The 20,417-nt window shown below is 65.6% G+C and carries 16 protein-coding genes and 1 pseudogene; 8 read left to right on the top strand and 9 right to left on the bottom strand.

What is annotated here, in order from left to right:
* Positions 1 to 184: 184 nt before the first annotated feature.
* The gene (locus IAE37_RS27785) at positions 185 to 1,678 is read left to right on the top strand and encodes a GGDEF domain-containing protein (RefSeq protein ID WP_201178658.1); all 1,494 of its coding nucleotides are present in this window, start codon (positions 185 to 187) and stop codon (positions 1,676 to 1,678) included.
* Here the strand turns inward: IAE37_RS27785 and IAE37_RS27780 are convergent.
* Complete coding sequence (locus tag IAE37_RS27780; protein WP_201178657.1) at positions 1,675 to 2,151, bottom strand: ferritin-like domain-containing protein; 477 nt, start codon at positions 2,149 to 2,151, stop codon at positions 1,675 to 1,677. The two genes, IAE37_RS27785 and IAE37_RS27780, sit on opposite strands and share 4 nt — an antisense overlap.
* Positions 2,152 to 2,349: 198 nt before the next feature.
* Between IAE37_RS27780 and IAE37_RS27775 the strand changes: the two genes are divergently transcribed.
* Positions 2,350 to 2,571, top strand: a complete 222-nt coding sequence (locus IAE37_RS27775; protein WP_201178659.1) for a DUF3820 family protein — start codon at positions 2,350 to 2,352, stop codon at positions 2,569 to 2,571.
* On the opposite strand, the gene IAE37_RS27770 is transcribed toward IAE37_RS27775, so the two are convergent.
* Genes IAE37_RS27770 through ptsP form a run of 3 tightly spaced genes read right to left on the bottom strand, consistent with a single transcriptional unit; the run spans position 2,568 to position 8,096 of the window.
* On the bottom strand, positions 2,568 to 4,298 hold the full coding sequence (locus tag IAE37_RS27770) for a PTS fructose-like transporter subunit IIB (protein WP_201178656.1): 1,731 nt from the start codon (positions 4,296 to 4,298) through the stop codon (positions 2,568 to 2,570). The genes IAE37_RS27775 and IAE37_RS27770 overlap by 4 nt on opposite strands.
* Positions 4,295 to 5,242 (bottom strand): 1-phosphofructokinase, encoded by a 948-nt coding sequence (pfkB, locus tag IAE37_RS27765; RefSeq protein WP_201178655.1) that lies wholly within the window; start codon positions 5,240 to 5,242, stop codon positions 4,295 to 4,297. The genes IAE37_RS27770 and pfkB overlap by 4 nt, the downstream gene beginning before the upstream one ends.
* A 1-nt stretch (position 5,243) precedes the next feature.
* Positions 5,244 to 8,096, bottom strand: coding sequence for a phosphoenolpyruvate--protein phosphotransferase (gene ptsP, locus IAE37_RS27760; RefSeq protein ID WP_201178654.1), 2,853 nt, complete (start codon positions 8,094 to 8,096; stop codon positions 5,244 to 5,246).
* A gap of 283 nt (positions 8,097 to 8,379) precedes the next feature.
* Between ptsP and cra the strand changes: the two genes are divergently transcribed.
* Together cra and IAE37_RS27750 are read left to right on the top strand one after the other, a co-directional pair.
* Positions 8,380 to 9,375 (top strand): catabolite repressor/activator, encoded by a 996-nt coding sequence (cra, locus tag IAE37_RS27755; protein ID WP_201178653.1) that lies wholly within the window; start codon positions 8,380 to 8,382, stop codon positions 9,373 to 9,375.
* Positions 9,376 to 9,377: 2 nt separating this feature from the next.
* The gene (locus tag IAE37_RS27750) at positions 9,378 to 10,154 is read left to right on the top strand and encodes a TatD family hydrolase (protein WP_201178652.1); all 777 of its coding nucleotides are present in this window, start codon (positions 9,378 to 9,380) and stop codon (positions 10,152 to 10,154) included.
* Between the two features lie 11 nt (positions 10,155 to 10,165).
* Here the strand turns inward: IAE37_RS27750 and ampE are convergent, their stop codons facing one another.
* The 3 genes from ampE to IAE37_RS27735 form a co-directional block, all read right to left on the bottom strand.
* A complete protein-coding gene (gene ampE, locus IAE37_RS27745; protein ID WP_201178651.1) occupies positions 10,166 to 10,996 on the bottom strand; it encodes a regulatory signaling modulator protein AmpE in 831 nt (276 codons plus the stop codon).
* Positions 10,993 to 11,559 (bottom strand): 1,6-anhydro-N-acetylmuramyl-L-alanine amidase AmpD, encoded by a 567-nt coding sequence (gene ampD, locus IAE37_RS27740; RefSeq protein WP_201178650.1) that lies wholly within the window; start codon positions 11,557 to 11,559, stop codon positions 10,993 to 10,995. The genes ampE and ampD overlap by 4 nt, the downstream gene beginning before the upstream one ends.
* 81 nt (positions 11,560 to 11,640) lie before the next feature.
* On the bottom strand, positions 11,641 to 13,785 hold the full coding sequence (locus IAE37_RS27735; RefSeq protein WP_201178649.1) for a DUF1631 domain-containing protein: 2,145 nt from the start codon (positions 13,783 to 13,785) through the stop codon (positions 11,641 to 11,643).
* Positions 13,786 to 14,294: 509 nt separating this feature from the next.
* Here IAE37_RS27735 and IAE37_RS27730 point away from each other — a divergent pair.
* From IAE37_RS27730 to IAE37_RS27720, 3 genes are all read left to right on the top strand, one after another.
* Complete coding sequence (locus tag IAE37_RS27730; RefSeq protein WP_201178648.1) at positions 14,295 to 15,626, top strand: MFS transporter; 1,332 nt, start codon at positions 14,295 to 14,297, stop codon at positions 15,624 to 15,626.
* An 87-nt stretch (positions 15,627 to 15,713) separates the two neighbouring features.
* Positions 15,714 to 16,967, top strand: coding sequence for an OprD family porin (locus tag IAE37_RS27725; RefSeq protein WP_201178647.1), 1,254 nt, complete (start codon positions 15,714 to 15,716; stop codon positions 16,965 to 16,967).
* A 128-nt stretch (positions 16,968 to 17,095) separates the two neighbouring features.
* The gene (locus tag IAE37_RS27720; protein ID WP_201178646.1) at positions 17,096 to 17,809 is read left to right on the top strand and encodes a GntR family transcriptional regulator; all 714 of its coding nucleotides are present in this window, start codon (positions 17,096 to 17,098) and stop codon (positions 17,807 to 17,809) included.
* Positions 17,810 to 17,815: 6 nt separating this feature from the next.
* On the opposite strand, the gene IAE37_RS27715 is transcribed toward IAE37_RS27720, so the two are convergent.
* Together IAE37_RS27715 and IAE37_RS27710 are read right to left on the bottom strand one after the other, a co-directional pair.
* Positions 17,816 to 18,766 carry a PDR/VanB family oxidoreductase gene (locus IAE37_RS27715; RefSeq protein WP_201178645.1) on the bottom strand — a complete coding sequence of 317 codons (951 nt, stop codon included), beginning with the start codon at positions 18,764 to 18,766 and terminating at the stop codon, positions 17,816 to 17,818.
* A 13-nt stretch (positions 18,767 to 18,779) separates the two neighbouring features.
* Positions 18,780 to 19,847, bottom strand: coding sequence for an aromatic ring-hydroxylating oxygenase subunit alpha (locus IAE37_RS27710; protein WP_201178644.1), 1,068 nt, complete (start codon positions 19,845 to 19,847; stop codon positions 18,780 to 18,782).
* Positions 19,848 to 20,079: 232 nt separating this feature from the next.
* Here IAE37_RS27710 and IAE37_RS27705 point away from each other — a divergent pair.
* A pseudogene (locus IAE37_RS27705) lies at positions 20,080 to 20,382 on the top strand (nicotinate-nucleotide diphosphorylase); the annotation flags it as partial.
* Positions 20,383 to 20,417 lie beyond the last annotated feature (35 nt).

Here is a 20,417-nt window from a genome sequence, read left to right as displayed (position 1 = left end):
GCCGCGCCCCCCCCCCCCCCGCCCCCCCCCCGCCCCCCCCGGCCCCCCCCCCCCCCCCGCCACCGCCAAACGCCAGTCATACCCCCTCAGTTCGTCGGATGTTAAACCCCAGCCTTGTCCGGCAATCCCCGCTTCCCTAGAATGTCGCGCGCCGCATCATGGCCCTGCCACCGCAGTAGCGAGCATGCTCATTCGATCATCGCGTTTCGCCGTTTACAGGTCGCACCCCGAGCTGATCCTTACCCTGGGCAGTTGCCTCGCCGTGCTCGCCATCGTTGCGATCGTCGGCTACCTGCTGGTGCGCGAGCGGGTCAACGTCGAGCAATCGGCCATTCGCTCGTCGAACAACATCGTCCAACTCATCGAAAGCGACATCCTGCGCAACGTCGAACTTTACGATCATTCGCTGCAGGAGTTGGTCTGGGCAGTCGGCCGCAAGGAGTTGCCGGAAGTGCCTGGCGTCCTGCGTCAGCGCCTGTTGTTCAACCAGGCCGTCGATAGCAGCCGTGGCGACGTACTCTGGCTCGACAAGCAGGGCAACGTGGTCGGCGACTCCACCAGTATCGTTCCGCGCCAGGCCAATTTCGGCGACACCGGCGTGTTCCAGGCCCACTTGCATCACCCCGACCTGGGCCTGCTGGTCGGCCCACCATTCAAGGCCAAGCTGGCCAACCAGGAATGGTCGATCAGTTTCAGTCGGCGCATTGCCGACGCCAGCGGCCAATTCGCCGGGATCGCGGCGGGATCGTTGCGCCTGTCCTACTTCAGCGAATTGTTCCAACGCCTGGACATTGGCGAGGACAGCAGCGTCAACCTGCTCAATACCGACGGCCAGTTGCTGGCCCGGCAGCCGAATCGCCCGCAAGACCCGCTGATCGGCGCCAACTTCGCCGAGTACCCCAACTTCCAGCGTATCCTCGGCCAACGCAGCGGTACGTTCACCGCGCGCTCAGGTGTGTACGGCGGCCAGCGCATGTACACCTTCGCCCGAGTCGGCGAACTGCCGCTGATCGTATTGGTGGTGCATGCCTCCGATGAGGTATTTCAACCCTGGCGGCGCACGGCGATGCTGGTCGGCGTGGCCACTGGCCTGCTGTGCATGGGCATCCTCTGGTTGACGCTGCAACTGGGCCGCGAATTGCGCCGCCGGCGGTTGGCCGAGCGAGGCCTGGCCACCCTCGCCGCCACCGACAGCCTGACCGGGCTACCCAACCGCCGTCGCCTCGACCAGGTGCTGCGCCAGGAATGGGCACGCGCCCAGCGCAACCGCAAGCCGTTGGCGGTGCTGATGGTGGATGTCGACCACTTCAAGGCGTTCAACCAGCGTCACGGCCATGCCGGTGGCGACCATGCCTTGCGTGAGGTGGCCAAGACCATCGAGCTGTGCATACGCCGGCCTGCCGACCTTGCGGCTCGCTATGGAGGGGAAGAGTTCCAGGTAGTGCTGCCAGAAACCGACCTGGCGGGAGCACGGCTGCTGGCCGAGCGCATTCGCGCCAGCGTCGCGGCCTTGGCACCCTTGGGGGAGGATAACGACTCGGTCACGGTCAGTATCGGCATCGGCCTGTACCAACCGGGCACCCAGGACGATCTGGCGAGCGTGCTGGGTGCCGCGGATGAAGCTGCCTACCGGGCCAAGGCCAAAGGCCGGAACCGGGTAGAAGGGCCGGACGCTTAGGAGCGAGCGCGGGCCGCGTCGCGCAGGGCTTTCACCTGGTCATGGTTGCGTTGCACGCCTTGCAGCTGTTTCTCGACCAGTGCGTAGGCCTGATCGGTAGCGGTGCGGCCGTACTTGACCAGCTTCTCGCGGGCTTCCTTGTAGGCTTTCAGCGCGTGGTCCTCACCGCGCTCGACCTCGTTGAGCACAGCCTCTTCGCTCTTGCCGGTCAGCATCGACTTGAGGTTGACCCAGCCACGGTGCAGGTCGCCGCTGACGCTGGTCGAGGTTTCCGGATCGCCACCCAGGCGACGCACTTCACTTTGCAACTCGGCGGCTGCGTTGGCGCACTCACCGGCACGCTGGACGAAGAACGCTTTCAGTTCTGGGTTCTTGACGTCATCGGCGGACTCCTTGAAACCCTTCTCGCCGTCCTTGCTGTACTCGATCAGGTCGTTGAGTACATCGATCACGTCTTTGTTGGGGTTGCTCATGGCACGAACTCCTTGGCAGGTGATAGTCACCAATAGAGTTGCAGGCGCCATGCCAAACCTGGCGCTCAATAAATATTCTTTAAAATCAGATAGATAAGTGATTTACCCAGGCCAGGCAAAGCGGTGTTCTGCATGATTGCCGCTTGGGCCTTCGTGCAGATTGCAGTATGGTCGGCGTTTTCCCTGCCAGGCACGCCGATGAAACCCGAGATGTTGGAACTGCTGGTCACCCGGACCATGCCCTTTGGCAAATACCAGAGCCGGATCATCGCCGACCTGCCGGGCGACTACCTGGCCTGGTTCGCCCGCAAGGGCTTCCCTGCCGGGGAACTGGGTGGGCTGCTGGCATTGATGCACGAGGTCGACCATAACGGCCTGGCCGATTTGCTGGTGCCGTTGCGGCAGAAGCATCGGCGCTAACCCTTCACCGGCGCCACCGCCAACTCCACCTGCTCGTTTTTCTTGATCACCGCATACACCACCGCCGTCACCAGGCTGCCAGCAACGATCGCCAGCAAATACAGCAACGCATGATTGATGGCGTTGGGAATCAGCAGCACGAACAACCCGCCATGGGGCGCCATCAGCTTGCACCCGAAGTACATCGACAACGCCCCAGTCAACGCGCCCCCGGCGACGCTCGCCGGTATCACCCGCAACGGATCGTTGGCAGCGAACGGGATGGCGCCCTCGGAGATGAAGCACAACCCCAGCGCCAGGGCTGCCTTGCCCGCCTCGCGCTCGCTCTGGGCAAACTTGCGCCGAGCGAGGAACGTGGCGATACCCAGGCCGATCGGCGGCACCATGCCGGCGGCCATGGTGGCGGCCATCGGCGCGTAGCTGGACGAGGCCAGCAAGCCAACCGAGAAGGCATACGCGGCCTTGTTGATCGGCCCCCCCAGGTCGACGCACATCATCCCGCCCAGCAACAGGCCGAGCAGCACGGCATTGGTGGTGCCCATGCTGTCGAGGAAGTGCGTCATGGCCACCAGCAGCGCCGCCACCGGCTGGCCAACCACGTAGATCATCACCAGCCCGGTGAACAGGCTGGCCAGCAGCGGAATGATCAGGATCGGCTTGAGCGCGGCGAGACTCGTCGGCAAGGGCACCCAGCGAGCAATGGCCTTGGCGCTGTAGCCGGCCAGGAAGCCGGCGACGATGCCGCCGATGAAGCCCGCCCCCAGGGTGCTCGCCAGCAGGCCGCCGATCATCCCCGGTGCCAGACCCGGGCGGTCGGCGATCGACCAGGCGATGTAGCCGGCCAGCAGCGGCACCATCAGTTTGAACGCCGCCTCGCCGCCGATCTGCATCAGCGCGGCAGCCAAGGTGCCGGGCTCTTTGTACGCCTCGATGTCGAAGACGAACGACAATGCAATCAGCAAGCCGCCGGCCACCACCATCGGCAGCATGAACGACACGCCAGTGAGCAGGTGCTTGTACACCCCGCTCTTCTCGGCCTTGGCTGGGCCGGCATCACTGCTGTTCTCCAGCTTGGCATCGCGCAGGGCCTTGTCGAGGGTGGCACGGGCCTGCTTGAGGGCGATGCCGGTGCCGCAGCGGTAGATGCGCTTGCCGGCGAAGCGCGCAGTCGGCACTTCGATGTCGGCGGCCAGCAGCACCACGTCGGCCTCGGCGATGGCCTGGGCCGACAGCGGGTTGCGCGCCCCGACCGAACCCTGGGTCTCGACGCTCAGTTGGTAGCCCAATTGCTGGGCAGCCTGCTGCAAGGCCTCGGCGGCCATGAAGGTGTGCGCAACCCCGGTCGGGCAGGCGGTCACCGCGACGATGCGCACCTGCTCGGAGGCGATGGGTTCGACCGGCTGATCCGTGCAGGGCTCGAGCAAGGTGGCGCCCGCTGCGGCCTCGTCGAGGAAGCCTTCACGGTCGGCCAGTGCCTTGGCCGGGGTGCTCTGGTAGACACGCTTGCCGACGAAGCGAGCCAGCGACACCGGCCCGGCGCTGACCACCAGCACCCAGTCGGCGTCGGCGATCTGTGCTGCGCTCAAGCGGCGTTCGGGATGTTCGTCATCCAGCACCTCGACGCACGTCTGCCAGCCGCGCCGCTGCGCCGTGGCGGCCAGCAGGCGGGCACTGAGAATGCTGGACACCTGGCCATTGGGGCAGGCAGTAACGATGGCGATGTTCATCGGCAACCCTCTTGTTGTTCTGTCAGGCGCACGCCGGCCTCCAGGCGCGCCAGCTGCTCGCGATCACGGATGCCGAAGCCGACCTGGCTGACCGCCTGCGCGGCGATCGCCGTTGCCCGGCGCAAGGTCTGCGCGGCGGGCTCGGCCTGCAGCAGGCCATGGACCATGCCCGCCACCAGCGAGTCGCCCGCCCCCACCGTGCTGGCGATTCGCACCTTGGGTGGCAGGGCCTGCAGGGCAAGGCCGGCGGCAAACCAACTGACGCCGTTCTCACCATCGGACACCACCACATGCTCGATACCACAGGCCAGCAGCTGCTCGGCCGCACTACGCTGTTCGGCCAGGCCCCGCACCCTCGTTCCCAGCACGTCGCCCAGTTCCTCGGTATTCGGCTTGACCAGCCACGGCGCGCTATCGAGCCCGGCGCGCAGCGCTTCGCCGCTACTGTCGAGGGCGACCTTCAGGCCAAGGCCCTTGAGCTGATCGAGCAACTGCTGGAACCACTTCGGGCTGATACCGCGCGGCAGGCTGCCGGCCACCACCACCGCCGCATGCCCCGGCGCCACCTGCAACAGCCGGCGCAGCAGCGCACTGCGCGCGGCCTCGTCGACCTCAGGCCCCAGACCGTTGATGTCGGTGACCTGGCCGTCGGCCTCGACCAGCTTGATGTTGCTGCGGGTCTCGCCGGGCACGCGCACGAAGCAATCGGCGAAACCGCGCCAGGCGATCAGTTCTTCGAACGGCTGCAGGTTGTCCTGGCCAAGAAAGCCCGCGACCGTGACGCTGTGGCCCAGGTCGGCCAGCACCTGGGCCACGTTCAGGCCCTTGCCGGCGGCATGGCTGTGCTGGGCATGGGCACGGTTGACCGCGCCTGTGCGCAGGGTGTCCAGGCCGATGGTGATGTCCAGCGCCGGATTGAGGGTCAGGGTGAGGATCTTGGCCATTTCAGTAACGCTCCACCAGCGCGCGAACCGCCGCGGCGCTGTCCTGTTGCAAAGCCTCGCGCGCCAGGGCGCGGGCCGTCTGGTGATCGGCCTGGCGGACCAGGGCCTTGACTTCGGCGATGCTCGGGGCAGCGACGCTCAGTTCGTCGACATCCAGGCCCAGCAGCAACGCGACGGCCTGCGGGTCGGCGGCCAGCTCGCCGCACACGCCGACCCACTTGCCGTGGGCATGGGCGGCGCGCACGGTCATGTCGATCAGGCTCAATACCGCCGGGTGCAAACCGTCGGCCTGGGCCGAAAGGCTCGGGTGGCCACGGTCGATGGCCAGGGTGTATTGGGTCAGGTCGTTGGTGCCGATGCTGAAGAAATCCACCTCGCGGGCGAGCTGCGGCGCCAGCAGCGCCGCCGAAGGCACCTCGACCATGATGCCGACCTGCAGGTCGGCGACCGGGATCTCTTCGCGCAGTCGCTCGACCATCGCCCGCGCCTGGCGCCATTCGTGAACCTGCCCGACCATCGGGAACATGATGCGCAACGGGCGCTGATCGGCGGCGCGCAGCAGGGCGCGCAGCTGTTGCTCCATGATCTGTGGGCGTTGCAAGGTCAGGCGCACACCGCGCACGCCGAGGAACGGGTTGTCCTCCGCGGCGATCGGCCAATACGGCAAAGGCTTGTCGCCGCCCACATCGAGGGTACGTACCACCAGCGGCCGGCCGTCCAGGCCATCGAGCACGCGGCGGTACTCGGCCTCCTGGGTGGCCACGTCGGGAGCCTGGGGATGGGCCATGAAAATCAATTCGGTACGCAGCAGGCCAACGCCTTCGGCGCCCTGCTCCACCACCTTGTCGATGCTACTGCTGTCACCGATGTTGGCGAACACCTCGACGGTATGCCCGTCACGCGTGACGGCCGGCTCGTGGCGATTGGCCCAGGCAGCCTGCAGGCGCTGTTCGCGCTGGTCGCGCTCGGCCAGCGCGCGGTCGAGCACCGCAGCCGAAGGCGCGACCTGGACCTGCCCGCGCTGGCCATCGAGCAGCAGCGGCGTGGAATTGCCCAGCAACAGGATCGCCGCCCCGGCACCGACCACGGCGGGAATGCCCAGGGCACGGGCCACGATTGCACTGTGCGCGGTGGCGCCGCCATAAGCGGTGACGATGCCGGCGACCCGCGCAGGGTCGAGGCGGGCGACATCGGACGGACCGACCTCGGCCATCACCAGCACATAGGGCTGCTCGGGCTCGGCCTGGGCCTGCACGCCACACAGCTGCGCCAGTACCCGCCGGCCGATGTCGCGCAGGTCGGCGGCGCGTTCGGCGAGCAGCGCGTCATGCAAAGACTCCTGCTGGCGCGCCGCCGCCTCGATGACCGCCATCCAGGCCGCCGCGGCGCTTTCGCCCTGAGCCAGGCGCTGCTCGACATCATCGGACAGGGCCGGGTCGGCGAGCATTTCCTGGTGAGTGATGAAGATTTCGCCAATCGCCTTGTCGCTGCGCCGCACCAGGCCATCGAGTTCATCGTGCACCGCGGCCAAGGCGCTGCGCAGCTTCAGGCGTTCCTGGGTGGGGGACTCACCGCGCAGCGGGTAGTCGATGCCCTGCTCGACACAAACATGCGCCGGTCCGCAGGCGATACCTGGAGCAGCGCCCACCGCCTGGATCAGGCTGCCTGGCGCTGGCGCCTGGACGACCTCGGTCGGCATTTCAGTATCCGTCTCGTCAGCCGTCGGCAACGGCTCGACCTCCTCGCCCAGGCCCTGCTCGATGGCAGCCTGCAACAGCGCCAGCGCCTGTTCGGCAATCGACGGCTCGGCCACCAGTTCGAGCACCTGGCCACGCCGGGCACCGAGGCCCAGCAACTTGCTCAGGCTCTTCACCGACACCGCCGGCTGGCCGCTGTCCACCACGCGCACGCGGATCTCGCCATCGAAGCCTTTGGCCAACTGCGCCAGCACCTTGGCCGGGCGGGCATGCAGGCCATGCGGGTTGGCCAGCACCTGGCGCACGCTCGGCCAGTCGGCCGGCGCCTCGGCGCCCAGCACTTCGAGCACGGCGCGGCTGCTGGTGGCCTGGTGGAGCATCTGCCCGCGACCTTCGATCAGCACCTCGCACAGGCGCTCGAGCAATGCTTGATGGCCGGCGCCCAGGCTGGCCAGGCAGAACAGGCCGTTGAGCGGTTGGTCGTGGTAGCGCAGGGGCTGCTGGGGGGTGATGAAGGCCAGGCCGGGCTGGCGGACCTGACGCTCGCTGTGCAGCCACCACAGGCCCTCGCCCAGTGGCAGCGGCTCGGCCTGCTGCAGCACCGCCGCGAAGCCTGGGTCGACGCAACCGGCGCGTTGCAGCAGGCGGGCCCCGCGCCAGGCCAGTTCGTCGAAGTCCTCGGCCGCCAGGTTCAGGCCAACCAGTTGCGCATCCAGGGCCAGTGCCTGGGGCGCGCCCTGCAACAATTTGAGCAGCGCTTCGGCAGAGGTTGCCCGGCGCAGTGCCTCGGCCAGGTCGGTCTCGCCCAGGGCCCGGGTCAGCAGTTGCAGCAGGCGCAGGTGTTCGTCGGAGCGTGCGGCGATGCCGATCGCCAGGTAGACGATCTGGCCGTCGCCCCAGTCCACCCCCTCGGGAAACTGCAACAGCCGTACGCCGGTGGCGTGCACCAGGTCGCGGGTCTGCGGCGTGCCATGAGGAATGGCGATGCCTTGGCCGAGAAAGGTCGAGCCTTGCGCTTCACGGGCCTCCAGGCCCCGCAGGTAACCTTCGGCCACCAGGCCATCGGCAAGCAGACGATCGGCCATCAGGCGCAACGCCTCGGCCTTGTCGGCGGCCGACTGGCCCATGGCGATCTGCTCCTTGGCGAGCTCGAGCATGACCTTCTCCTTTTCCAGCCCCAAGTCGGGTACTGAGGTATTGTTGTGAATTCCAGGCGAATGGCCAGTAGGATGGCCCTCAGCAGGGGGTAATGGCGGCAGAAATCAGCCTGCTGAAACGATTAATCTGATTAGGTGGCCACGTTACTCGATAATCTTCCGACGAAAAAGCCCCATCCTGTCGGACAATTGCGACAATGGTCGCCTGCGCGCGGTGGGTCGGCTGGGTCAGAATACCCGGTCAGGGCTCGCCGCCAGCCCCGGTAATAACAAGGAAAACTCGGTGAAACTCAGCGATATCGCCCGTCTGGCCGGTGTGTCCGTGACCACTGCCAGCTATGTCATCAATGGCAAGGCCGAACAGCAGCGCATCAGCAACAGCACTGTCGAGCGCGTGCGGGCCGTGGTCGAGGCCCATGGCTTCACGCCCAATCCTCAGGCCGCCGGCCTGCGCAGCCGCCATACCCGCACCTTGGGCTTCATTCTCCCGGATCTGGAGAACCCAAGCTATGCACGCATCGCCAAGCAGCTCGAACAAGGCGCCCGCGCCCGCGGCTACCAGCTGTTGATCGCCAGCAGCGATGACCAGCCCGACAGCGAGCGCCAGTTGCAGCAGTTGTTCCGCGCCCGTCGTTGCGACGCGCTGTTCGTCGCCAGCTGCCTGCCGCCGCAGGACGACAGCTACCGCGAGCTGCAGGACAAAGGCCTGCCGGTGATCGCCATCGACCGGCGCATGGACCCGGCGCACTTCTGCTCGGTGATCAGCGATGACCTCGACGCCAGCCGGCAACTCACCGAAAGCCTGCTGAACACCGCACCGCGCAGCATCGCACTGATCGGCGCGCGGCCTGAACTGTCGGTCAGCCAGGCCCGTGCCGGTGGTTTCGACCAGGCACTCGAAGGCAAGGCGTGCGAAGTGCGGCGCTATCAGGGCGAAGCGTTCAGCCGTGAATGCGGGCAGCGCTTGATGCAACAACTGGTCGACGAACTGGGCGGGCTGCCGGACGCCCTGGTCACCACCTCCTACGTGCTGCTGCAAGGGGTATTCGACGCCCTGCAGGCACGCCCGGCGGGCGAACGCCAGTTGCAGCTGGGCACCTTCGGTGACAACCAACTGCTCGACTTCCTGCCCCTGCCGGTGAACGCCATGGCCCAGCAGCATGGCCAGATCGCCACCACTGCGCTGGAGCTGGCCCTCGCCGCGATCGAGCAGAAACGCTACGAACCCGGTGTGCATGCCATCGGTCGAACCTTCAAGCAACGCATCGCCACGGCCTGAACATGCGCCTGATCGACACCCATACCCACCTCGACTTCCCCGACTTCGACGCCGACCGCCCGCATCTGCTGGCCAACGCGGCGGCGCGCGGGGTCGTACGGATGGTGGTGCTGGGGGTGTATCAGGAGAATTTCCAGCGGGTCTGGGAGCTGGCCTGCGCCGATAGCCGGATGGTCGCGGCACTGGGGCTGCATCCGATCTACCTCGACCAGCATCGCCCCGAGCACCTGGTGCAGTTGCGCGAATGGCTCGAGCGCCTGCAAGGCGATCCACGCTTGTGCGCGGTGGGCGAGTTCGGCCTGGACTACTACGTCGAGACCCTGGACCGAGAGCGCCAGCAGGAACTGTTCGAGGCCCAGTTGCAAATGGCTTGCGATTTCGAGCTGCCGGCGTTGCTCCACGTACGCCGCAGCCACGCCCAGGTCATTGCCACGCTCAAGCGCTACAAACCGCGCCGGGCCGGGGTGATCCACGCGTTCGCCGGCAGCTACGAGGAAGCACGCGAGTACATCAAGATGGGCTTTCGCCTGGGCCTGGGCGGCGCAGCCACGTGGCCCCAGGCGTTGCGCCTGCGCAAGACCATCGCCCGACTGCCACTGGACAGCATCGTGCTGGAGACCGATTCACCCGACATGGCCCCGGCCATGTTCCCTGGCCAGCGCAACAGCCCGGAGCATTTGCCCGAAATAGCTGAGGCACTGGCACACCTCCTGGGTGTCGAGATGCAATCGCTGGCCGAGACGACCACGCGCAACGCCTCGGCCTTGTTCGGCTGGTGAGACTCAAACGCTCAAACCAACACCGTCAACAAGGCGAACCCGGCGTACCACAACACTGCGCACCGCAGCAGCAGCTCCCAAAGGCTGTCCAGCCTGGCCAGCCCACGCGGGTCGTCTTCCTCCTCGGGAATGTCGTCGGCAACCCGCCCTACCTTGGCCACCAGATGCCCGGCACTGATACGCCCGTTCAGCAATTCGTGCAGCATCAGGCGCATGACCGCGACGAAGTTGCCCACCAGGGCGAAACTCAGGGTCAACACCCGCACCGGCAGCCAATCCATGATGTGGCGCAGTTGCTCGGCGCGTGCCTTGAGCGCCGGCTGCCCGCTGAGCTCGGCGGTCAGCGCCAGCAGGCGATAGGCCAGGGCAGCCCCTGGGCCCAGCAGGAAGTACCAGAAGATCACCGCGAAGAAGCTCTGGTAGGCCTGCCACAGCAGATAACCCTGCACCCGCACCAGCAACCCGCGCGGGGTGTCGGCCAACAGGCCGAGATCGCGCTCGGCCACGTGCAGCGCGGCCTGTTCGTCGCCACGCCGCCAGGCATCGCGAAACGGCCCCAGCGCCGCCTTGATGTCGCCGCGCCCCAGGCTGTAGACCAGTACCACCAGGTGCACCGGCAAGGCCAGCAAACCATAGGCGACCGGCTCCAGAACGTGCAACAGCAACACCAGCAGCGCCACGGGAGCCAGGATGAGGATGACCAAGGTCCACCAGGGGTGCACCTTGCCGCTGCGCTCCAGGCGGGTCAGTTCGCCGATGAAAAAACGATCATTCTGCAAACGCTTGCGCCAGGCCGAGAACTTCTCGACCCACAGCACCAGCAGCAACACCAGAAAACTCATGCCTTGTCCTCATCGATCTGCACGGAATCCCGATAGCGCAGCCAATCGAACGCCGGGCCGGGGTCGGTCTTGCGCACCGGGGCGATATCGCAGTGGCCCTGGATATGGTCCAGGCCGATTTGCGGGAAGGCACCGCGGATCTGCCGGGTCAGCTGTGCCAAGACGGCGTACTGAGCCTCGGTGTAGGGCAGGTCGTCGGTACCTTCGAGCTCGATACCGATGGAAAAATCATTGCACCCCTCACGCCCCTGAAAACACGAGACGCCGGCATGCCAGGCGCGGTCGAGCAACGAAACGAACTGGGTCACCGCACCGTCGCGCTCGACGAACAGGTGCGCCGACACGGTCAGCTGGCAGATGTCCTTGAAATAGGGATGTTCGTCAGGGTCAAGCCGGTTCTGGAAGAACACCTGCACCTTGCCGGTGCCGAAGCACGCGGGTGGCAGGCTGATATTGTGGATAACCAGCAGCGAAATCGCTTCGCCATCGGGGCGGGCGTTGAAGTTCGGCGAAGGGCAGCGGGTGACTCCGTCGAACCAGCCCGTGGCACGGTCCAATTGCATGGGCAAATCCTGAGAAAACGCCGGTACAGGCTCGCAGTATGCCTCGCGACCGAGGCGGTGTGCAGGTAAATCGTGGTGCGCTCAATGTGTCTGGCACTGGCGCAGCTCGCCCAGAACCGCCTGCAGCGCCCGCTCGAACAGCAGCCCGTCATCCAGCAAGCGCACATCGTCGCGGCGCAGCGCCTGGGCCAGGCCCAGCACGCTCCACTCACGGACCTTGAGCCCGCTGCGGTTGGCGAAAACCAGGCGGTCGTTGCTGTCCAGGCGTGCCACCAGCTTGCAACGCAGGGCCTCATCCTCGTCGCGGACTTCGACCCAGGCGCCCAGGCGCAAGCGCTGAACCTGACGCAGCGGTTGCGTCAGGTCATCGTCATCGAGCGGCCGCAGAGGGGCACAGGCCAGCTCCTCGGCGAGCACCAGCACGATGTCGTGTTCGACCCGCACTTCGGCCAGCGACGCATCGGCATCGCCACCTTCTGCCAGCGGCCCGGCGCAGGCGCGCAGGTGCAGGTGTTGCAACTGCAAAAAGAAATCGCGGGTCAGCACCGAGTCCAGCGCTACCCCGGCCAGCCCGTCACGCAAGGCCTTGAGCAAACCGGGCAACTGCTGCAGCAACCGCTCGCGGGCAAGTGGATCGTGGTGCGCGGCGATGCTGCCCAGCAGCGTGTCCAAGGTCGCCAGGGCTCCGCGCCAGGCTGCAGACGCTTCGCCGTGTTTGAGCAAGGCCAGCAGCAGTACCTGGCTCCAGCCCTGCACCAGCATCTGCAGCACCACCTGCGGCAGCACCCGGCCGCGCAGCCGGGCATTGAGCGCCCGCTGCACCTGCAGGCGCGCTTGCAGGGTGCGCACGCGGCCTTCCTCGGCGTCGCGGGTGCGCTGTTCGAGCAAGGCGTGGCGCCGACGCTCGTCCTGGCTGAAGGCGAGAAAGTCATCGAGCAGTTCGGCGAACAGGCCGACATCGTCGGTGAAGTCGTTGAGCAGCCGTTGGACAGTCCGTTCCACGCGCAGGTGCAGGCTGTCGCGCAGGCCGTCGCCGTTGCGCTCCCAGCCAATGGCAGCCGCAGCCATTTCATTGAGCAGGCGTCGCGCCGGATGGCTGGGTCGGCCGAACAGGCTCTTGTCCAGCAAGGCCACCTTGAGCAGCGGAATGTGCAGGCGACCGATCAGGGCACGCAGGCTCGCCGGCAGGTTGTCGTCGGCCTGGATGTAGTCGAACAGCAGACCGACCAGCCGGACCAGGTCTTCATCGGCGCGGCACAAGCGTCGCTGGCCACCGCTGCGCGCCCCGACCCGCAACAGCAGTATGCCAAGCTGCCGGGCCAGGTCGAAGTCGTCGGGCTCGAAGGTGGCGGGCACCTGGTGCTGCAGGTGCGTCAGCAGACGCAGCAGGTCGGCACTGCTCACCGTCGGGATCGAGAGCGCCTCGGTGGCTGCCGCCTGCGGTGCCGCAGCTGATGCCAGCATGCCCTGCACGGCCTGGAACACGGCAAGGCCCGCGGCAACGCCTTGCTCCTCCGCCTGGACGGCGCTCACGCCCTGTCGCGCCTTGCCGCGCCGATCCTCTGCGCGTCGGCGCGGCAGCGACGGCAGATCGGCCAGGACGCCGGCTGCGGCGAGCAACTGGTTGGCATCGTCGTAGATCACATGCATTTCGCGCAGCACATGGCGTTCGAACAGGTTCAGCAGGATCGGCCGGACCCGCGCCCCCACTCCCAGGCTGCGCCCGGCATCGATGAACAGCCCGCAAAGGGCCGCCGGCCCCAGCGGATTGCGCTGCTCGGCCAAGGGGCGTTCGAGCAAGGCCTGTAAACGCTGCAGTAACTGGCCGAGCGCCAGGCCGTCACGCGACAGGACCCGTGCGACCATGGTCTCGGCCCCGCTATCGCGCTCCAGCCGTATCTCCATTGGCATGCTCGACGGATCGGCCTGGCCGATGCGGGCGAAGGCACCATAGAACCCGTCGAGCACATTGCGCTCGATACCCTTGCGCTTGAGGCGCAGGTCACGCATGGCTTCGAAGCAGAGGTTCTGATCGCGCCGGTCGACGGCCTTGTCGGCCATCTCGAAAAGGCTGTCGTCGGCATTGTCGAACAACGCCTGCAGGCCCTGGCGCAGTTGCAGGGCGGCTTTGTCACGCACTTGCAGGAGCAGCAGTGGAAGGCCGGAGGCGGCAACACCCCTTTCGATGGCCGCGGCCAGCGGCACCACCTTGCCTTCTGTATGCATCCCGGTCTCCTTGCTGGGCACTTTGAGGGTAGGCCAGCGTTCGGGGCCGCGGGCAGGTAAAAGACCGCCAAATCGGGAATTTGCTCAACTGCGCTGACCAAAGGCAGCTCTGGAAAGGTATGCAGGCATGGGCAAGCGAACGTCCTGCTACGGATATGGATCCATAAAAACCAACCGTTCGATAAACGAACGGAAACTGATCATCATTTTAGAATCTCAATCCATTGATAATTAATATAATTTTTTAAAATTATGCTTTTAAGTCTCTACTTGAGGGCTGTCATAGCGGGTAAATGGCCAATTTTCATATTGTCTATGGATCCATTATCTGATTGATTAGCGCGTGACGACGGCCGGAGCCCTCCTGCCGTACGCGACAACAATTACAAAAAGGGTTCAGTCATGATTGGCTTACCAGGGGCACGGAACCGACAGGTTTCCTCCAGCTTCGTGCGTGCGCGCGCATCCCTCCTTCCACCTGGGGTCGAGCCCGACCAGCAGGTGACGCCATGAGCACCGATATCAAGCGACGCCTTGACGACGACCCGATGGGCCGCTTCCAGTACCTGGCCATTGGCATCTGCATCGTCCTGAACATGATCGACGGCTTCGACGTGCTGGTCATGGCGTTCACCGCTGCCTCGGTTTCCGCTGAATGGAACCTGGGCGGGGCGCAGGTGGGGCTGCTACTCAGCGCCGGCCTGTTCGGCATGGCAGCCGGTTCGTTGTTCATCGCGCCTTGGGCAGACCGCTTCGGTCGACGCCCCCTGATCCTGCTCTGCCTGGCACTTTCCGGGGCTGGCATGCTGCTCTCGGCGCTGAGCCAGACCCCGCTGCAGCTGGCGCTGCTGCGCGGCCTGACCGGGCTGGGGATCGGCGGCATCCTGGCCAGCAGCAACGTGATCGCCAGCGAATACGCCAGCAAGCGCTGGCGCGGCCTGGCGGTCAGCCTGCAGTCGACCGGCTATGCCCTGGGTGCGACCCTGGGCGGCTTGCTGGCGGTATGGCTGCTGGGGCATTGGGGCTGGCGTTCGGTATTCCTGTTCGGCGGCATCGTCACCGTGCTGGTGATCCCTCTGGTGCTGCTGTGGCTACCGGAGTCACTGGACTTCCTTCTGGCCCGCCGCCCGGCCGACGCACTGGCCCGAATCAACCGCCTGGCCGCTCGCCTGGGCCATCCGGCGCTGGCGCAACTGCCCGCTCGACCACTGCGCGACCAGCACATGCCAAACGGTTTCAGGCAGTTGCTCGCCCCGGCCATGCGGCGTACCACCCTGGTAATCTGGCTGCTGTTCTTCCTGGTGATGTTCGGCTTCTATTTCGTCATGAGCTGGACCCCGAAACTGCTCGTCGCAGCCGGCCTGTCAGCCCAGCAGGGCATCACCGGCGGGGTGCTGCTGAGCGTCGGCGGCATACTCGGCGCCGCACTGATCGGCGGCCTGTCCTCGCGCTGGCCGCTGACCCGCGTATTGTCGATGTTCATGCTGGTCACGGCGGCGTTGCTGGTGCTGTTCGTGAACAACGGCGCTTCGGTGGCAATGGCGCTGGCCCTGGGGCTACTGATCGGACTGTTCTCCAACGGCTGCGTGGCAGGCTTGTATGCCCTGTCGCCCGTGGTCTATGACGCCTCGGTACGCGCCACGGGCGTTGGCTGGGGCATCGGCATCGGGCGCATGGGTGCGATCCTCTCGCCAACCGTGGCGGGTATGCTGCTCGACGGCGGCTGGCAACCCCTGCACCTGTACGGCGTATTCGCCAGCGTGTTCGTGATCGCCGCCGGCTGCCTGTTGCTGCTGCGCCCCAACGCAACTCAGGCACGAGCGGCGATGGCCGACGCCTGACCCAAACCTACCCGCAGCCTTCTCCACGACGAGCCCAAGCGGCCCGCCGGGGATGGCTGCGCCTATGAAAAGTGGAGAACAATAATAATGAACCAGTCCTCCTGTACCCTTAACCAGTCTGCCGTGGCAGTCTCGTTGGCGCTCGGCTTGGGCCTGCCAGCCTGGGCCGAGGAAGGCGGCTTCGTCGAAGACGCCAAGGTTAGCCTGACCCTGCGCAACTACTATTTCAACCGCGACTTCCGCGACCCCGGCGCCAGCAAAAGCAAGGTCGACGAATGGGCCCAGGGTTTCATCTTCAAGTTCAGTTCCGGCTATACCCCTGGGCCGCTCGGTGTCGGCCTGGAAGGCATCGCCATGTTCGGCATGAAGCTCGACAGCAGCCGCGATGCCAGCGGCTCGGAGCTGCTGCCGGTGCATGACGACGGCCGCGCGGCAGATGACTTCGGCCGCGCGGGGCTGGCAGCGAAGATGCGCCTTTCGGCGACCGAGCTTAAGGTCGGCGAACTGCTGCCGGACATTCCCCTGCTGCGCTACGACGATGGCCGCCTGTTGCCGCAGACGTTCCGTGGCGCGACCCTCGACTCGCGGGAAATCGAAGGACTGAGCCTGCAGGCCGGCCAATACCGCCAGGTGAGCCTGCGCAATTCCTCCGACATGCAGGACCTTTCGGCCTGGGCGGCCCCCGGGGTGACGTCGGACGGATTCACCTATGCAGGCGCCGAATACCGCTTCAACCAACAGCGCACGCTGATCGGCGCCTGGCATTCGCAGCTCGAGGATATCTACCAGCAAAGCTACCTGAACCTGATACACAGCCAGCGCATGGGTGAATGGACGTTGGGCGCGAACCTGGGCTATTTCATCGACCGGGACGATGGCCAGGCACGCATTGGCGACATCCAGAGCCGCACCGGGTACGCCTTGATTTCGGCCGCGCGCAGCGGCCACACGTTGTACCTGGGCTTGCAGAAAGTCAGCGGCGACAGCCAGTGGATGTCGGTCTACGGCAGCAGTGGCCGAACCTTGGGCAACGACATGTTCAACGGCAACTTCAGCAATGCCGACGAACGCTCGTGGCAAGTGCGCTATGACTACAACTTCGCTGCGATGGGCGTACCCGGGCTGCTGGCGATGGTGCGCTACGGCCACGGCGAGAATGCCACCACCGCTGCGGGCAGCAATGGCAAGGAATGGGAACGCGACACCGAGATCAACTACACGATCCAGAGCGGCACGCTGAAGAACCTCAACGTGCGCTTGAACAATGCGACCAACCGGCGCAGCTTCAACAGCGACTTCGACCAGACCCGGCTGATCGTGAGTTACCCGTTGTCGTTGTAGGAGCGGCCTTGCCGGGGCGCTCCTACACGAAGATGCAATACGTTACCGGTATCTGGCGAGGCCGCTCAGGCGTGTGGGAGCCCGGCGCTTGCGCTAAGATGGCCGCTCATGTCCTTCGAGTTGCCTGGATGAGCAAGCCCGGTCAGATGGTGCTGGTTGCGTTGCGCAAGATGATCGCCTCGGGCGAACTGGCGGCCGGCGCGCGGCTGATGGAAGTCCCCACCGCCGAGTTGTTCGGCGTTTCACGCATGCCGGTGCGCATGGCGTTTCGCACCCTCGAGCAGGAAGGCTTGCTGGTGCGCTTTGGCGGCCGTGGTTTTCAGGTACGCTCGGTCAGCGAAGAAGACATCGCCGGCGCGGTCGAGGTTCGTGGCGTACTGGAGGGCCTGGCCGCCCGCCAGGCTGCGGAGCGCGGCCTGTCGTCGGAAGCCTGCGAGGCGCTGCGCCAATGCCTGGTCGAGGGCGACCAGTTGTTCGACAAGGGTTTCGTGACCGACGAAGACCTGGAGACCTACCACGACCTCAACATGCGCTTTCACCAGGTGATCGTCGAAGCAAGTCACAATCCGGCCATCGCCGATGCCCTGGCGCGCAACGACCATCTGCCGTTCGCCTCGGTCACCGCGCTGGCCGTGGACCGCCACGATCTGGCACGTGAATACCGGCGTTTCAACTTCGCCCACATGCAGCACCACGCTGTGTTCGATGCCCTGGTCAATGGCCAGGGCGCTCGCGCCGAGGCGATCATGCGCGAGCATGCCAACGCCACCCTGCGGTATGCCGAGACCTTCGGCAGCGGCAAGGCCGACCCGCGCATGAAAGTCATCCTGCCGGCCTCCTGAGCCGGATCAGATGTCGAGCACCAGCAAGGGTGTCTTGGAGCGCGAGCAGCACGGCGTGAATTGATCGTTCAACGCCTGCTCCTCCTCGGTCATGAACAAGTCGCGATGGTCTGGCGTGCCCTGCAACACCCGCGTCAGGCAGGTGCCGCAAATACCCTGCTCGCACGACATGGCGATTTCGATGCCGTGGCGCTCCAGCACCTGCGCCACGCTCTGGTCGGCCGGTACCTCGAACACCTGGCCGGTGCTGCCAACCTGGACCGAGAAACTGCCATCACTGCTGGTATCGACGGCCGCCGCGGCAAAATATTCGCGATGCAGGTTGCACTCCGGCCAGCCCTGCGACCTGGCACTTTCCAGCACATGCTGCATGAAGCCACCTGGGCCACAGACGTACAGGTGCGCATCGGCCTGTGGGTTTCCCAGCACCTGGGCGATGTCCAGGGCGGTCTCCGGCTGCTCGTCGAAATGCACGAACAAGCGGTCGGCGAACGGCGAGCAGCGGATACGCTCGACGAAGGCCGCACGATCGGCGGAGCGGGCGCAGTAGTGCAACTCGAAATCCGCGCCACTGTGCGACAGTTGCTCGGCCATGCACAGGATTGGCGTGATACCTATGCCACCTGCGAACAACAGGCTGCGGCGCGCATCCTCAACCAGCGGGAACAGGTTGCGCGGCTCGCTGATACGCAGGCTGGCGCCTTCCCGCACCCCGGCATGCAAGCTGCGCGATCCTCCGCGTGAGGCCGGATCATCGAGCACGCCGATCAGGTAGCGGTGGCGTTCTTCGGGGTGATTGCACAGGGAGTACTGGCGCACCAAGCCGTCGGGCAGGTGTACGTCGATGTGCGCGCCAGCGCTAAAGGCCGGCAGCAGGCCGCCATCGGCCGCGACCAGCTCGAAGCTGCAGATGCCCTGTGCTTCGTCGTTGCGGGATACCACTACGGCGTCGATCATGTCGGAGTCCTCGTCAGGCGGGAGTGGCGCTGGTCGCGATCAGTTCGGGTTGTGGTGCACGCTCCCTGGCGATCCACCGTTCCAGCACCTTGCGCGACTGCACGCCGCCGGCATCGATGTTGAGCTTGAGCAGGTTGCGTTCGGGGTAGGCGAGCAGGTTCTGCTGCTGGCGCTCGAGCATCTCCAGGTCTTCGCTGAAGATCTTGCCCTGGCCTTCGCGGATGTTCTCGGTCAAGGTCTGGTCGTGGGCCGCGAAGTTGCGCGCCATCCCCCAGAAGTACCAGATCGAGGTATCGCTCTCGGGGGTGATGAAGTCGACCACGATGCTCGACGCTTTGTGCTGGGCTTCGGCGTGATATCCCCCCTTGCCGGCATGCGCCACTCCGACTTCGATCAGTACATGGCTGGGCGGAGTGAAGCGGCAGATCTGCCAGCGATCCACCGGCACGTCGTCGGCCAGCCCGTTGCCCCGCAGGGCCATGCGCCAGAACGGCGGCGCCATGATGTTTTCCATATGCCGGGCGGTGACCACCTCGTCGCCGCTGACGGTGGTCACCGGTGGTGCTTCGTCGATCTCCTTCTGGCCGATGCTGGAGGCATGCACGTAGGTCTCGTGGGTCAGGTCCATGAGGTTGTCGATCATCAGGCGGTAGTCGCAACCGATGTGGAACAGCCCCCCGCCATACGCCCACTCGTCGCTGACTGCCCACTCCAGGTGCGGGATCAGGTTCGGGTCGGCTTGTGCCTGGTCGCCGGGCCAGACCCAGACGAAACCATAACGCTCGACCACGGCAAAGGTCTTGTTGCAAGGAAAGCCCCGGACCCGCTGGCCAGGCATGGCGACCGTCTTGCCGTCGCAGCCCATGACCAGGCCGTGGTAGCCACAGACCAGGTTGCCGTCCTCGACATAGCCCAGCGACAGCGGTGCGCCGCGGTGCGGGCAAAAATCCTCCACTGCGGCAACGCGGTTCTCATGGCCACGATAGAACACGATCTTTTCCCCGCAGATCTGTCGACCCAAAGGCTTGTCGGCGATTTCGTCAGGGGTGCAAGCGACGTACCAGGTGTTTTTGGGGTACATGGAGGCTCTCCGGCATGTTGTTTTTATTTAATGGATCCATTAAACCGTCGAGACACCAACATGGTCAACGTCAAAGTCTATTTTCAAGAGAAATATGTGCGATCACCGGACTCACAATGGATCCATTAATGTAGTAAACCCTACATCTAGACCCGTCCTTTCCATCGCCTGCCCGCTGTACACACCCGCCCCCCTGCCCGATAATCCCGGCACCTAGCTTGTGGAGCCGACCATGCCGAACCTACGCCTCGCCGACCTGACCGCCGAAATCGAAGCCAACGTGCGCCGCGCGTTGCTCGAGGACATCGGCAGTGGCGACATCACTGCGCAGCTGATCCCCGCCGAGCGCCTGGCCAAGGCCACCATCATCACCCGGGAGGATTGCGTGGTCGCTGGCACGGCCTGGGTCGATGCGGTGTTCCGTCAGCTCGACCCACGGGTTGCGGTGCATTGGCAGGTCGCGGACGGTGACCAGGCCAAGGCCAACCAGGCGCTGTTCCATCTCGAGGGGCCGGCGCGCTCGCTGCTCAGCGGCGGCGCCCCCGGCGCCCGAATGAAGTAGTAGAAAAA

Source organism: Pseudomonas sp. S31 (assembly GCF_016648105.1).
Lineage (GTDB): Bacteria > Pseudomonadota > Gammaproteobacteria > Pseudomonadales > Pseudomonadaceae > Aquipseudomonas.
This window is presented reverse-complemented; position numbering and strand designations above follow the sequence as displayed.